This window comes from Tunturiibacter gelidiferens, from assembly GCF_014201335.1.
Taxonomy (GTDB): Bacteria; Acidobacteriota; Terriglobia; order Terriglobales; family Acidobacteriaceae; genus Edaphobacter; species Edaphobacter lichenicola_E.
In genome coordinates this window covers 1-13,601 of sequence record NZ_JACHEB010000002.1, presented here as the reverse complement: position 1 = coordinate 13,601, position 13,601 = coordinate 1, and the positions used below count along the sequence as shown (strand labels likewise).

General features: G+C 58.7%; 9 protein-coding genes. 5 read left to right on the top strand and 4 right to left on the bottom strand.

Annotation, left to right across the window (positions count from 1 at the left end; translation table 11 throughout):
• Positions 1-21: 21 nt before the first annotated feature.
• Complete coding sequence (locus tag HDF14_RS27130) at positions 22-3,441, top strand: TonB-dependent receptor (RefSeq protein WP_183973733.1); 3,420 nt, start codon at positions 22-24, stop codon at positions 3,439-3,441.
• A 108-nt stretch (positions 3,442-3,549) separates the two neighbouring features.
• Here HDF14_RS27130 and HDF14_RS03765 read toward each other — a convergent pair whose 3' ends face one another.
• From HDF14_RS03765 to HDF14_RS03755, 3 genes are all read right to left on the bottom strand, one after another.
• The gene (locus HDF14_RS03765) at positions 3,550-4,701 is read right to left on the bottom strand and encodes a mechanosensitive ion channel family protein (protein ID WP_260698016.1); all 1,152 of its coding nucleotides are present in this window, start codon (positions 4,699-4,701) and stop codon (positions 3,550-3,552) included.
• A gap of 71 nt (positions 4,702-4,772) precedes the next feature.
• Positions 4,773-5,684: an alpha/beta hydrolase family protein gene (locus HDF14_RS03760; protein WP_183973731.1), complete on the bottom strand. Its 912-nt coding sequence runs from the start codon at positions 5,682-5,684 to the stop codon at positions 4,773-4,775.
• Positions 5,685-5,739: 55 nt separating this feature from the next.
• The gene (locus tag HDF14_RS03755; RefSeq protein WP_183973730.1) at positions 5,740-6,642 is read right to left on the bottom strand and encodes an NAD-dependent epimerase/dehydratase family protein; all 903 of its coding nucleotides are present in this window, start codon (positions 6,640-6,642) and stop codon (positions 5,740-5,742) included.
• 144 nt (positions 6,643-6,786) lie between these two features.
• Here HDF14_RS03755 and mnmG point away from each other — a divergent pair, with 144 nt between their 5' ends.
• Both mnmG and msrA read left to right on the top strand, forming a co-directional pair.
• On the top strand, positions 6,787-8,781 hold the full coding sequence (gene mnmG / locus HDF14_RS03750) for a tRNA uridine-5-carboxymethylaminomethyl(34) synthesis enzyme MnmG (protein WP_183973729.1): 1,995 nt from the start codon (positions 6,787-6,789) through the stop codon (positions 8,779-8,781).
• A 211-nt stretch (positions 8,782-8,992) separates the two neighbouring features.
• Positions 8,993-9,634: a peptide-methionine (S)-S-oxide reductase MsrA gene (msrA, locus tag HDF14_RS03745; RefSeq protein ID WP_406707187.1), complete on the top strand. Its 642-nt coding sequence runs from the start codon at positions 8,993-8,995 to the stop codon at positions 9,632-9,634.
• Positions 9,635-10,024: 390 nt separating this feature from the next.
• Here msrA and HDF14_RS03740 read toward each other — a convergent pair whose 3' ends face one another.
• Positions 10,025-10,324 (bottom strand): DUF5076 domain-containing protein, encoded by a 300-nt coding sequence (locus HDF14_RS03740; protein ID WP_183973728.1) that lies wholly within the window; start codon positions 10,322-10,324, stop codon positions 10,025-10,027.
• A 206-nt stretch (positions 10,325-10,530) separates the two neighbouring features.
• On the opposite strand from HDF14_RS03740, the gene dnaB reads away from it, so the two are divergent.
• Positions 10,531-11,910 carry a replicative DNA helicase gene (dnaB, locus tag HDF14_RS03735; protein WP_183973727.1) on the top strand — a complete coding sequence of 460 codons (1,380 nt, stop codon included), beginning with the start codon at positions 10,531-10,533 and terminating at the stop codon, positions 11,908-11,910.
• Positions 11,911-12,157: 247 nt separating this feature from the next.
• Entirely contained in the window at positions 12,158-13,435 is a 1,278-nt protein-coding gene (locus HDF14_RS03730; protein ID WP_183973725.1) for a glycoside hydrolase family 18 protein, read from the top strand.
• The last annotated feature ends 166 nt before the right edge of the window (positions 13,436-13,601 follow it).

The following is a 13,601-nucleotide window of genomic DNA, read 5'->3' as shown; positions in this document are numbered from 1 at the left end:
TACAGAATCCGCGGAGAGAGCATGTCGTTGTGTGTGGGACGCGCGAAGATGCGGGCGCGTATGAGGAATGTTGTTCGGGCCTGGTTGCTGTGGTGTTGCGCCGCTGCGGTGGTGGGCGCGTGCGCGTGGGGCCAGAGTTCGGTGGATGGGGCGGTCAGCGGCTTTGTGGTGGACGCGACAGGTGCTGCGCTGGTGGGTGCGGTGGTGCAGGTGCAGAACGTCGCGAATGGATTTATCGCCGTTGCGAAGACCGTGGGCAAGGGCGAGTTTGTCGTGGGACATCTGCCGGCGGGCGAGTACCGGGTGGTGGTGGACTATGAGCGGTTCGCAAAGCTGACGCTGGAGCCTGTGGTGGTGGAGGTGGGGGGCGTGACGTCGGTGGAGGCGCGACTGAAGGTGGGTGGGGTGGTGAGTTCGGTGGATGTTACGGCGACGCCGGAGGCTCCGGTTACGGTGAGTGTGGATGAGGCTTCATTGGTGGCCACGACAAGCGTGATTACGCCTGAGGAGATAGAACGAACGCCTGTGAATGGGCGACGATGGCAGACGTTTGCACTCTTGACGCCGACGGTGAACGCCGATCCGGATGGAGATGGGTTGCTGAGTTTTCGTGGGGTGGCTTCGACGCAGAACAGCAGCAGGATCGATGGCGGGGATGACGATCAGAGCTTTGGCGCGGTGCCGCGAGGGACGGGTGGGGAGAGTGCGGCGGAGATTGAAGATGCGGCGGAGACGGGTTCGTCGCGGCGGGTGAGTGCGGGGAGCGTGGATGGGGGCGGCGGGTATGGGCGGCATGCTGGCGCGGCTTATACGTTTTCGCAGGAGGCGGTACGGGAGTTTCGGGTGAGTGGGCAGAACTATTCGGCGCTGTATGGGCATGCGGCGGGGGGGATTATTACGACGGTGTCGAAGAGCGGCACGAACGCGATGCATGGGACGGGCTTTTACCTGGTGCGGTCGAGTGCATTTGGAGCGACAAATCCGTTTTCGATTCAGACGACGTATGTGGATGGGGTGAGTGAGAGTGCGGCGGTGAAGCCGAGTGATCTACGGCAGCAGTTTGGGGGCAGCGTTGGTGGGCCGGTGGTGAGGGACAACCTGTTTTATTTTTATGCGTACGATCAGCAGCGGAGATCGTTTCCGGCGATCTCGACTCCGCAGGATCCGAACTTTTATTCGCTGACGCCGACGCAGAGTGCGCTGCTGGGGAACAGGGGTGTGACGGCGTCGAAGGTGCGGGCGGCGTTGACTTATCTGGATAGTTTGACGGGAACGGTTGCGAGGCGGCAGGACCAGACGATCAACTTTGGCAAGATAGATTGGCAGGCCAAGGAGCGGCAGCGGCTGAGTGTGCAGTATGACCGGGCGCGGTCGAGTGCGCCATCGGGGGTGCGCACGGCGCCGGTGGTAGATTTGGGGACGGGGAGCCTGGGAAGCAGCTATGCGAAGGTGGATTCGCTGCTGGGGCGATGGACGTGGACGGTTTCGCCGAGGGTGAGCCATGAGTTGCGTGTGCAGTATGGGCGGGATTTTCAGTATGAGACGGCGGGGAAGCCGCTGCCGCAGGAGCCGGCGGTGGGACCGGATGGGTTTGCTCCTGAGATTGCGATTGGGCCGGATGGATTCACGTTTGGGACTTCGAGCTCGGTGGGGCGAACGGCTTATCCGGATGAGAATAAGGTGCAGCTGGCGGATTTGATGACGGTGGTGCGAGGGCGGCATCAACTGCAGGTGGGAGCGGATGTGAGCTTTGTTCATGACTACATTTCGAGTCTGAGCAATCTGCAAGGGGCGTTTCATTACGACAGCGGCATTACGTCGGGCCATGCGGGCGGGTTGGTGGATTGGATTACGGACTATACGTTCAATGTGAATGCGTATCCGAATGGTGGGTGCCCATCGATTACTGCGACGGTGCATGATTTTTGCTTTCGGTCGTTTACGCAGAGCTTTGGGCAGCAGGCGGTGACGTTCGACACGCAGGAGTGGGCAGGGTTTCTGCAGGACGAGTGGCGGGTGAGGCCGGGGCTGACAATAAGTGCCGGTTTGCGTTACGAATATGAACTTTCTCCGTTGCCGCAGACGCCCAATCCAACACTGGATGCAGCGTTTGGGCAGACGGGCGCGACGAGTGTGTTTCCGGAGGATCGAAATAATTTTGGGCCGCGCGCGGGTGTGTCATGGGAGCCGTTTGGGTCGGGGCGAGGGACGGTTCGGGTGGGATATGGGCTGTTTTACGGGAGACTGCCGGGGGCTACTGTGAGGAGCGCGCTGGTGAACACGGCGCTGCCGTCTTCAACGACGAGTGTGCTGATCTTACCTACTACGGTTACAGATTGTCCGCAGGTGGCGAATCAGGGGTTTGGGTATGCGTGCTCCTATGTGACGACGCCGCCGGCTGCGGTGGCGAAGACGACATCGGCGACTGTGTTTGATCGCAGATTTAGGCTGCCGATGGTGCAGCAGGGCAGTTTTTCGATTGAGAGGGAGGTGGGTGGAGGAACGGTGGCGAGTGCGACGTACTTGCTGAATCTCGATCGACAGTTGCCGAACTCGGTGGATATTAATATTGCTCCTTCTACAGTTACAAAAGAGTTTCAGTTGCAGGGTGGTACGGGTGGTGTGGGGGTTCAGGATGGCGAGACTTTTTTGGTCCCGTTTTATTCGCAGAGGGTGAACACGAGTTTTGGGCCAGTGACCGACATCGTTTCGAACGCGGATGCGACGTATAACGCACTGGTGCTGGGGGCGCGGCGACGCAGTCGCGGGGGGCTGGAGTTTCGCGGGAGCTGGACGTGGGCCAAGGCGATTGACTATGGGCAGAGCGGCGGTGCGACGCCGCGGACCAACGGGCAGTTTGATCCGTTCGACATACGGTATGACAAGGGGCTTTCGGCGTTGAACTATCCGCACAAGATTGTGACCAGCATGGTGTGGGAGCCGAGATTTTCGATAGAACAGCACTGGTTGAGCAGCACGATGAATGGTTGGGCGGTGGCACCGATCTTTACTGAGACGAGTGGGAAGCCTTACAGCCTGGATATCTTCGGTGGGACGAGATTGGCCGGTGGACACGAAAGTATCAACGGGGCGGGTGGGGCGGTGTATCTGCCAACGGTTGGGAGGAATACGCTGCGGCTGCCGGATACGGGGCGCGTCGATCTGCGTTTGAGTAAGGCGGTGATGGTGAGCGAGGGTGTGAAGGTGCGCGGGGTGGTGGAGGCGTTCAATCTGACGAATCGGGTGAACTATTCGGCGATTATGCAGCGGGCTTATCTGGTGGGGACGGAGGTGAACGGTGTAACACCTTTGATATTTCAGAATGCGGCTGCGGTTGCGGCTGAGGGTTTGAATGTGCAGCCTTTTGGGACGTTTACTGCGGCGGCGACTGGGCAGTCGCCTGAGCGGCAGGTGCAGTTGGGTGTGAGGGTGGAGTTCTGAAGGGAATGCTATTTGTCCTGCCGGACGGGCCCACTTCGCGGGGCGCGGTCACTTCGTGACTTGTATACCTTTTCTCGGATCTCCCGTTGGTTGGAGTTGGAGATAGGTCTAGTGTTGTGAGACGGGGAGATGGTTCCCGTCGGACGATTCGTCTGGGCGCGAGGCGAAGCGGGTGGTGGGGAAGGCGTCGGGGTAGTTCTGCTGGATCCATTCGGTCATCTTTTCGCGGACGAGGCAGCGGAGGTCGAAGTTTTCACTGGAGTTGCGGGAGCTCATGAGGCAGCGGAGCTCCATGGAGCGGTCGGTGAGGTTGGTGACCTGGAGGCCACAGGTTTTGTTATTCCAGAGCGGCGAAGGGTGGACGATGGATTCGAGCTGCTGACGGAGGGCCTCGACGGGGATCGAGTAGTCGACGTAGAGGAAGGCGGTGCCCATGATGTCGGAGGACTCGCGGGTCCAGTTCTGGAATGAGTTTTCGATGAAGTAGCTCAAGGGAACGATGAGGCGGCGGAGGTCCCAGATGCGGATGACGACGTAGGCTGAGTTGATCTCTTCGATGCGGCCCCACTCGCCCTGGACTACTACGACGTCGTCGATGCGAATGGGTTCGGTGAGGGCGATCTGGAGGCCGGCGAAGAAGTTCGCGGCGGTGGATTTGGCGGCGGTGGCGATGATGAGCGAGGCGATGCCGGCGGAGGCGAGGAGGCCGGAACCGTAGTGCCAGATGCGGGGGTCGTTGAAGGTCCAAAGGAGGGCGCCGATGTCGATGATGATGACGAAGCTGATGAGCATGCGGCGGAAGAGCTGGAATTGGGTGTGGACGCGGCGGGCCTGGATGTTGTTTTCGGCGTTGAGGTCGTAGCGCCGCAGCATGATGGACTGGAGGACGTAGATACAACCGACCGCGAACCAGCCGAGGGAGGCGACCATCGCCATGACGAGGCCTTGGCGGATGTTGTCTTCCATCTTGTCGGGCAGCCCGGGGACTGCTGGAAGGAGGATGAGGAGACAGGTGAGGAAGAAGATGGCGCGGGCGGGTTTGCCGAGATAACGATGCAGGCCCCAGCCGAAGGTTTTGCTCTCTTCTTCTTTGCGGCGCAGAATGCGGAACAGCACGTAGTGCACCACGTTCGCGAGAACGATGGCCGAGCAGAAGAGGAAGATGGCCAGGAACCAGGTGTGGCGGAAGTGAGGGACGAGCCACAGCAGGTGGGCGGGTGATGCAGCAATGTGGGCCGGGCTGGGGGTGAGTCGAATCAAGGTTGCTCCGTCTCCTTCGTCGGCTGAATGCAACGAAGCTGAGAGCATTTTAAACGCTGTGGGTTACAGCGCTATTTCTGTTGGAGATGGTCGAGGCCTTCGAGGATTGCCTCTTCGAGTGCGATGCGCTGGTCGGAGTAGGAGTGGTCTGTGGCCATGTGGATGGTCTTGACCTCTTGATTGCCTGCTTTGTGAAGGGCTTCGACGAACGCGTCGTTGGAGGGGGCGAGGCCGTCGTCGGAGGTGATAACGAGGATGGGGCGGGTGGCGAGCTTGGGGGCGAGTGCGGGGATGTTCCAGGCGGCTGCGTTGGTGGCGACTTCTTTGGCGAGGCTTTCGGGGGTGCAGCCGGCGAGCGGGGCCATGCCTTCGTCTGCTAATCCGGCGGCAAGGGTGGCGATTGCAGTTTTTTGCTGCGGTGGTTGGACGGATTGCATCATGTCGACGCCCATATCGGCTGCGGAGATAAGGCCGACGGCTTTGATGGAGGGGTCCTGCGCGGCGACGTAGCGGGCTAGGAAGCCGCCCATGCTGTGACCGATAAGAACAGTGTAGGAAGGATCGGCGCGGAGTTTCTTTGCGTTCGCGGGGTCACGGAGATAGGCGATGGCGGATTCGGTGTCTTCTATGGAGTGGGTGAAGGAGAAGGCGCCGGGTGAGCCCCAGGAGCCGCGGTAGTCGAAGTAGACGACGGTCCAACCGGCGCGGCGAATGGTTTGGGCGAGGTCGAGATTTTTTTCGTTGCCGGGGAAGCCGTGGAGGAGGAGAACGACGGGGTGCGGTCCGGGACCGGGTGCGATGTAGGCGATGGCGTTGAGTTGGGCGCCGTGGCTGGGGATCTGGAAGGTTGCGAAGGCGGCGGGATTGGTCGCGGTATGCGCGGGGTCAGTGGTGATAGCTGCGGGGGCTTGGGCTGCGGCCGGCAGGCTTGCGGAGAGCGATGCGCTGAGAAGGGATGCTGAGAGGATGAGTCGCGAGATCATGCGGTGATTGTATGCGGCGGCGGTAGATCGTTCGTATTGGATCTTAGTGGTTTCGTTAGAGCCATTGGAGGCGGCGGGGTTTGAAGTTGAGGAGTTTGCGTGCCTTTTCGTTCGAGGCGCCGCGGAGCTTGGTGTTGTAGTAGACGGCGTCTTCGCCTGCGACCGCGCGTGCTGCCTCTTCTGTGAGGTGTGGGGGAGGGGGTGCGCCTACCCATGCGGCAAACTTTGGCACGCAGAGGTGAACAGGTGTGGGATCGTTGTCGACGATGTTGTAGATACCTGGTTCGGCGGTAAGGGCGGCTGCGGTTGCGACGGCTGCGTCTTCGATGTGGACGAAGGACCAGACGGCGAGGCCTTCTCCGACGATGGGAAGTTGTTGGGCCCGAGCCTGGTCAGCTGCGCCTCCGTCGGGGTGGTACCAGGTGTTTGGGCCGTAGAAGAAGCCGTAGCGTAGGACGACGCCTTCTATTGGCTGCGGTTTGAGGGTTCGCTCTTCGAGTGCGGTGTACATCTGGGCGCTGACGGCTACGCCGGGGGTTGCGTCGACGACGAGTCCCACGGATTCGTCCGCGAGACCGGGACCTGGCTTGAGGAAGAAGCCGCTTCCCTGTTGGATGTAGCGGCGGACTTCGCAGGCGAGTGCGGCCTGGTGGAGATTTCCGCCTCCTTCGAGTCGGAGCTTGCGGTCGCGTGCGAAGTAGGCGGGGAGGTCGGCGGGATTTTTGGGGAGCGAGGTTAGTTCGTCGATTACGATTTCGGCTTGCGATTGTCTTAGTGCCTTTTCTACGGTGGCGGGATCGAAGGCGTCGGCGATGGCGGCGGATGCGCCCAATGCGATGAGTTTTTTCGCGCCTGCGTCGGATTGGGTCATGCCGGTAACGGAGTGGCCGAGGCGGATTAATTCGGTGATCAAGGGTTGGCCAATTGCTCCGCTTGCTCCTGCAACGAAGATTTTCATGCGTCTGTCTCTCCCGTTTCAGCGAATTGGATTCTTGTGGGTGGAAAAGGTCGCCTGGTTGTTTTTGAGTCAGGGAAGAGCGTTGGGGTCTGTGAATGGGGCGAGAATCTTCGAAATAGACGTAAAGGCTTCTAGAATAGAGAGGTGAGCTTTTCGGAACAGTTCGATGTGGTGGTGGTTGGGGCCGGGCACGCTGGGTGTGAGGCGGCGATGGCATCAGCACGGATGGGTTTGCGTACTGCGATCTTTACGCTGAATCTGGATTTGATTGCGCAGATGAGTTGTAACCCGGCGATTGGTGGGATTGCGAAGGGGCACCTGGTGCGGGAAGTGGATGCGCTGGGTGGGGTGATGGGTGAGGTTGCGGATGCTACGGGGATCCAGTTTCGGCTGCTGAATACTTCGCGTGGGCCGGCGGTGTGGTCGCCAAGGGCACAGTGCGATAAGGCGCTGTATCGCGTGAAAATGCGCGAGGTGCTGGAGGGGCAGAAGAATCTCTTCATCAAACAGGCTGAGGTGGTGGACCTGATTGTGGAGGACAGCGAGTTAGCGAGTCAGCGGGGTGGCGAGTTTTCGTCGAAGCGGGTTGTGCGTGGATTGAAGCTGCGGGATGGGCGGGTGATTCATGCTGCGGCGACGATTGTGACGACCGGGACGTTTTTGAATGGGCTGATTCATTGTGGGGAGCAGCAATATACGGCGGGTCGGAGCGGGGAGCCGGCTAGTGTGTTGCTGGGTGAGAGTTTGAAGAGACTTGGACTGCGGGAGTGCCGGTTGAAGACGGGGACGCCGCCGCGGCTCGATGGACGCACGATTGATTGGAGCCAGTTTCAGGAGCAGCCGGGAGATGAAGATCCGACGCCGTTCAGCTTTCGTACGAAGCAGATTCCACTGCGGCAGATCAATTGCCATATTGCGCATACGACTCCGGAGACGCTGCGGCTGATTCGGGAGAATGTGCATCGTTCGCCGATGTATACAGGGCAGATTGAGGCGATTGGGCCTCGGTATTGCCCGTCGATTGAAGACAAGATCGTGCGGTTTCCGGAAAAGACGCGGCACCAGTTTTTTCTGGAGCCGGAGGGGCTAAATACGCACGAGGTCTACATCAACGGCATGAGCACGAGTCTGCCGATGGAGATTCAGGCGGCGATGGTGCGGTCGATTCCAGGGCTTGAGAATGCGGAGATGCTGCGGCCGGGGTATGCGATTGAGTATGACGCGATCGATCCGACGGAGCTGGATCGTATGCTGCGAGTGAAGTCGTTTGCGGGGCTATATCTCGCGGGGCAGATCAACGGGACGAGTGGGTATGAAGAGGCGGCGTGCCAGGGTTTGATGGCGGGGATCAATGCGGCGCTGGCAGTGCGGGGTGAGGATGGATTTACGCTCGACCGGACTGAGGCTTATACAGGCATTTTGATTGATGATTTGATCAGCAAGGGGACCAATGAGCCCTACCGGATGTTTACTTCGCGGGCGGAGTTTCGACTGCACCTGCGGATTGACAATGCGGATAGCAGGCTGACTCCGCATGGCCGGCGACTGGGGCTGATCGACGATGTGGCGTGGGCTGAGTATGAGGCGAAGCAGGGCCGTGCGGTTGCGTTTGAGAAGTTGCTGAACACGGAGCGGGTGAAGACGGGTGAGTTGCCAGGTTCGCTGACAGAGAAGCTGGATGGCGATGCGGCAGGAGTGAGCGGGCAGACGTTTGCGCAACTGTTGAAGAGGCCTGAGGTGCCGATTGAGGAGATTGCGCCTTTGCTACGCGAGAGGCTGCGCGCGGGCGACGAAGCGTTGGGTGGCTGGGTGGCGGCGATGGATGCTTTCGATGGGATGAAGCTGCCTGCGTGGGTTCGGAGCGAGATGAAGACGGTGGAGACTGAGATCAAGTACTCGGGGTATCTGGACCAGCAGCGGCGCTCAATGGAGAAGATGCGCAGGGCGGAGAAGCGGGCGATTCCTGGGTGGTTCGATTACTCGTCGGTGAGCGGGCTTTCGAGTGAGATGAAGGAGATCCTTGCTCGAGTGCGGCCAGTGACACTGGGCCAGGCTAGCCGGATTGCAGGAGTAACACCTGCGGCGGTGAGCTTGATTCACGTGTATATCGAGATTCAGGGCAGGGCGCGGGTGGCTTAGGCACGTTTTTGTCCTGCCGGACGGGCTCCCTGCGCGGGAGGCGGTCACTTCGTGACGTGTACCTTTTGCTGGTTCGAACGACTTGCGAGTGGACCGATTGAAAATGTAACCGATGAGGCGGTTTTGGCGTCCAACCCTTGTCGGGAGAAGAACAATGACGTCTGCAGTGAAGACAGGGTTGATCGTGCTGGTGGTTGTTGTTGCGGTTTTTATGCTGCTGGGAAGGGGAAAGCGAATGGTTATGGGGGCTGAGAGAAAAGAGCCGATTCCGGCTCCGGCGATTGATGAGCCGCACGCGGGGGCAACGCATGAGACTGCGGTGTTTGCGGGTGGTTGTTTCTGGGGCGTACAGACGGTATTTCAGCGCGTGAAGGGCGTTACGGCTACTACTGCGGGCTATTCGGGCGGGTCGGCTTCGACGGCTACGTATGATCAGGTTTCGTCGGAAGGTACAGGGCATGCGGAGTCGGTGAAGATTGTGTTTGATCCGGCGAAGGTGAGCTATGGGACGTTGCTGAGGATCTTCTTTTCGGTGGTGCACGATCCTACGCAGTTGAATCGACAGGGGCCGGATGTGGGGACTTCGTACCGGTCGGTGATTTTTTATACGAGTCCGGAGCAGGAGAAGATTGCGAAGGCCTATATTGCGCAGCTGGATGCGGCGCATGTGTTTCCGAAGCCTATTGTGACGGATGTGACGCCGTTGAAGGCGTTTTATGATGGGGAGGACTATCACCAGGACTATGCGGAGAAGAATCCGAATAATCCTTATATCCAGGTGTGCGATGTGCCGAAGATGGCGGCGCTGAAGGTGCAGTTTCCTGATCTGTTTCAGGATTACAAACACAAATAATTTTCCGGCCCCTCTGTTTATGGTGGAGGGCCTGTTTTCAAGGGGATTTCAGAAAACCACGTCGTCTGGACGTGGTTTTTTGCGTGGCTGGACGTGGTGGAATGTGTGGTGGATGTGGTGTTTTAGCACCATAGATTTTGGCGGCTAAAAACACGCCAGGTTTTTGAGATTTATTTTCGGCACCCACATTTCTTCACGACTTCTGAAGATTGAAGCCAGTCGGAAGATGTGTGATGTGTTTAGACGGCACGAACGGCAAAAAATCAAACGAAGACGAAATACGGGGGTCTCTCCACTGCGCGACAGACGGTGAGACTGTCCGTCGCTTCGGTCGAGATGACGATCATTTTTGGACGGTATAAAAGACCGAGTGGGGCACAGAAGTGCGGGCTATTGGGTGACTTCGCCCTCGGGTTCATCGGTGGGGTTTTCTATTTCGGCTTCGAAGCCTTCCAGGAGGCGGTTTAGGAAGGCTTCGGGGTCGGTGCCTTCGTTCTGGAGCTGGTGGGCGAGGGCGACGTGGCGGGCGAGGTCGGCCAGGACGATGCCCCAGGCGAAGGGGTCTTCCCAGGCTCCGCTGCGAATGCTGACGTGCTGGGCCTGGTTGGCGATCCAGACGCGTAGGACTTCGAAGGAGGCCTTGTCTCGTTGCGCTTCTTCGGGGATAGTAAGAACTTTTTCGACACCCATCTTTGCTCCTGTGCAGCGTTATTCAGGTCGTCCTACCAGCGTATAACGATTGCGTTTCGGTGAACCAAGGAGGGTACTTAGCGGCTGTTTGGATGGCTTCCAGATCGAAGTAGACTGGAGGGCACAGGCTTAATCCACAGCTTGCACAGGGGTACCTGCTTTTCCCACATATGGAATTGAGGAAGCGCAGGTATGGTTAAAGTTTCATGGCTACATATCCCCACATTGTCGGAGAGCAGGAGCGGCCGGCGGCGGTGCATGCCGAGATGACCATTCTCGGCGGGATGATGGTGGAGCCGGTTGCGATCATCGACGCGACGATGCTGCTGAAGACAGATGATTTTGCGCTGGATTCGCATCGGAAGATCTACGACTCGATGCTGCATCTGGTTGAGGCTGGACATGCGGTCGATATTGTTACGGTTGCCGACTACCTGAGAAAGAAAAAGGAGTTGGATGCGGTGGGTGGGCTGCCGTACCTGGCTTCGCTGAGCGAGGGGCTTCCCCGCAAGTTGAGTATCGAGAGCTATGTTCGCATCGTTCGCGACAAGAGCCTGATGCGGCAGTTGCTGACGGTTTGCGATATGGGGATGATCGAGGCCTCGGACCAGGGCCGCGAGGCGCTCGATGTGCTGAACCAGGTGTCGAGCCGGCTGACCGAGATTTCCGAACATGCGGTGACCGGGGGATTCTCGGACATTACGGCGATTGTGAAGGAGTCGTTTGGGTCGATTGATGCGCTGTATGAGCAGGGGCGCGAGGTTACGGGGCTGGCGACGCACTATCTCGAGTTTGACCGGATGACGAGTGGGTTGCAGGAGTCGGAGTTGACGATTATTGCAGCTCGGCCTTCGATGGGGAAGACGGCGTGGGCGATCAATATCGCGGAGAATGCAGCTGTGCGCGGGGGGAAGGTTGTTGCGGTGTTCTCGCTTGAAATGAGCAAGGCGAGTCTGCTGCGCAGAATGCTGGCCTCGCAGGCGCTGGTGAACTCGAAGGCGATTCAGACCGGGATGCTGATGCGTGATGACAGGTCAAAGCTGATTGGTGCGCTGGAACGGCTGATGGAATCGAAGATGTTTATCGACGATACGCCGGGAATTACGCTGGCGGAGATGCGGGCGAAGGCGAGACGGTTGAAGCAGCAGCATGGGTCGCTCGATCTGATTGTGATTGATTATCTGCAGCTGATGACGGGTTCGACTGGGTCGCAGAAGGGGTTTGAGAATCGCACGCAGGAGGTCTCGGCGATCTCGCGTGGGCTGAAGGCGCTGGCCAAGGAGATGAAGGTGCCGGTGGTGGCGCTGTCGCAGCTATCGCGTGCGAGTGAGCAGAGAGGCGGCGATAAGAAGCCGCTGCTGAGCGACCTGCGTGAGTCGGGTTCAATTGAACAGGATGCGGACGTGGTGTGCTTCATTCATCGCGAGGAGTACTACGATCGCGAGAATGAAGACCTGAAGGGTAAGGCTGAGATCATTATTGCGAAGCAGAGAAATGGGCCTACTGGGAGTATTCAGCTGGCGTATCTGGCGGACTATACGCGGTTTGAGAATCTGTCGCATAGCGGGGATTCGGGCGGCTATTGATCCGGAGTCGAAGAAGAATGTTTGACCCGGTGCGAGCTGTGAAAGTCGAATTCTGACGGAGAGCGACTTGTTGTGTCGCTTCCTACAAGCCCACTTCTCGTTACTTATCTTTCCTTGATGAGCGCATTGGCGATTTATCCCTCGTCGAGAACCGTCGTACGGCGGCCCCTGTGGCTGTCTGTTGCCTATACGGCTGTATAGTTGTATATTCCTCTCGCCAGCTTGCATCCCCTCCTCGAGGTAATCTATGTCCACTCGTGTCTATGTCGGTCTTCCCGGCCGCGTCCTGACGTTCTTCGTCGCCAGCCTGCTCATTCCCATTTTTCTTGCGCGTCCTAGTCTCGCGAATGAGCCGGGCCACGACAAAAAATCTAAAGTGGTCGGCGGCTACTTCGAAGAGTGGAGCATTTATTTTGCCGGCTACAACATTGCCAATCTACAGGCCAATGGTGTTGCAGATAAGCTGACGCATTTGACGTACGCCTTCGGCAACGCCACGCCGACCGGCTGTGCGATAGCGGATAGCTGGGCCGACTATCAGGATCCGTATCTTCCAAGCGTTAGCGGCACGCCATACGCAGGCCCGCTGTATGGGAATTTTGCCGCGCTGCAACAGCTCAAGCGACTGCATCCAAATCTGAAAGTGGAGATCTCGCTCTCTGGGGCTGCCGGCTTTTCGGCTGCTGCGAGTAGCGCTCAAGGCCGTGAGGCCTTTGTCTCCAGCTGTATCGATCTGTTCGTCAAGGGCAATCTCGCGCCCGGAGTTTCTGCAGCGGGAGTCTTCGATGGCATCGATGTTGATTGGGAATTTCCCACCGCCACTGACACGGTAAACGCAACACTGCTGCTCAAAGAATTTCGCAAGCAGCTGGATGCCCTGGGCAAGGCAAACAATAAGCATTATCTGCTAACGATGTTCGGACCCGCTGGCCAGCAGAACTTCTCCAACCTGCAGCTAGCCGAAGTCGGGCGCCAGCTAGATTTCTTCAACCTGCAGGGTTACGACTACCACGGCACCTGGGAGACTTCTACCAATCATGCGTCTCCTCTCTTCGACGACAAGCAGGACCCTGCTGCCTCCGATAATTTCTATATCGAATATACGGTTCGATCGTATCTTGAGGCCGGCGTCCCTGGAGAAAAGCTCGTGCTTGGCATTCCCACGTATGCGCGCGGCTGGACTGGCGTTACGAAAATTAACGATGGCCTGTATCAACCCTCAACTGGTCCAGCTCCGTTTCCTTCGAGCGATTATCTGCAGACGCCCGGCCTGATCACCTATCTTACGGTGACCGGCCTGACCGGCTACACGACTCACTTCGATGAGCGCCGACTCGCCGTGTCGCTCTATGACCCCAGCACGCAAACCTTCTGGTCCTACGATGATCCAGTCACGGTATGGCTCAAAACGGTGTACGTCCGCACGCGCGTTCCCGGGGGCCTCGGCGGCGCATTCATCTGGGCTCTCAAGGACGACGATGCCAACGGCACCATCACGAAAACTACTGCCGCCGGCCTCAGGTGATCTCACGCCGGTTAAGGATTTCGGCCGAGTGAGAATCTCAGTGATCGTTTGCGAGTCACATTACTAGCGACAACAGATGGGATGAGAAGGCCGGTCTCCAGCGGGATGCGTTAAGCTCCCAGTTATCGACGCGCTGGAAGCGCGGGAGACAAGGAGACCGGCGATG

Coding starts and splice junctions, on each gene's coding strand:
- HDF14_RS27130 (WP_183973733.1), top strand. CDS start 22: ATGTCGTTGTGTGTGGGACGCGCGAAGATGCGGGCGCGTATGAGGAAT.
- HDF14_RS03760 (WP_183973731.1), bottom strand. CDS start 5,684: ATGATCTCGCGACTCATCCTCTCAGCATCCCTTCTCAGCGCATCGCTC.
- HDF14_RS03755 (WP_183973730.1), bottom strand. CDS start 6,642: ATGAAAATCTTCGTTGCAGGAGCAAGCGGAGCAATTGGCCAACCCTTG.
- msrA (WP_406707187.1), top strand. CDS start 8,993: ATGCTGCTGGGAAGGGGAAAGCGAATGGTTATGGGGGCTGAGAGAAAA.
- HDF14_RS03740 (WP_183973728.1), bottom strand. CDS start 10,324: ATGGGTGTCGAAAAAGTTCTTACTATCCCCGAAGAAGCGCAACGAGAC.
- dnaB (WP_183973727.1), top strand. CDS start 10,531: ATGGCTACATATCCCCACATTGTCGGAGAGCAGGAGCGGCCGGCGGCG.
- HDF14_RS03730 (WP_183973725.1), top strand. CDS start 12,158: ATGTCCACTCGTGTCTATGTCGGTCTTCCCGGCCGCGTCCTGACGTTC.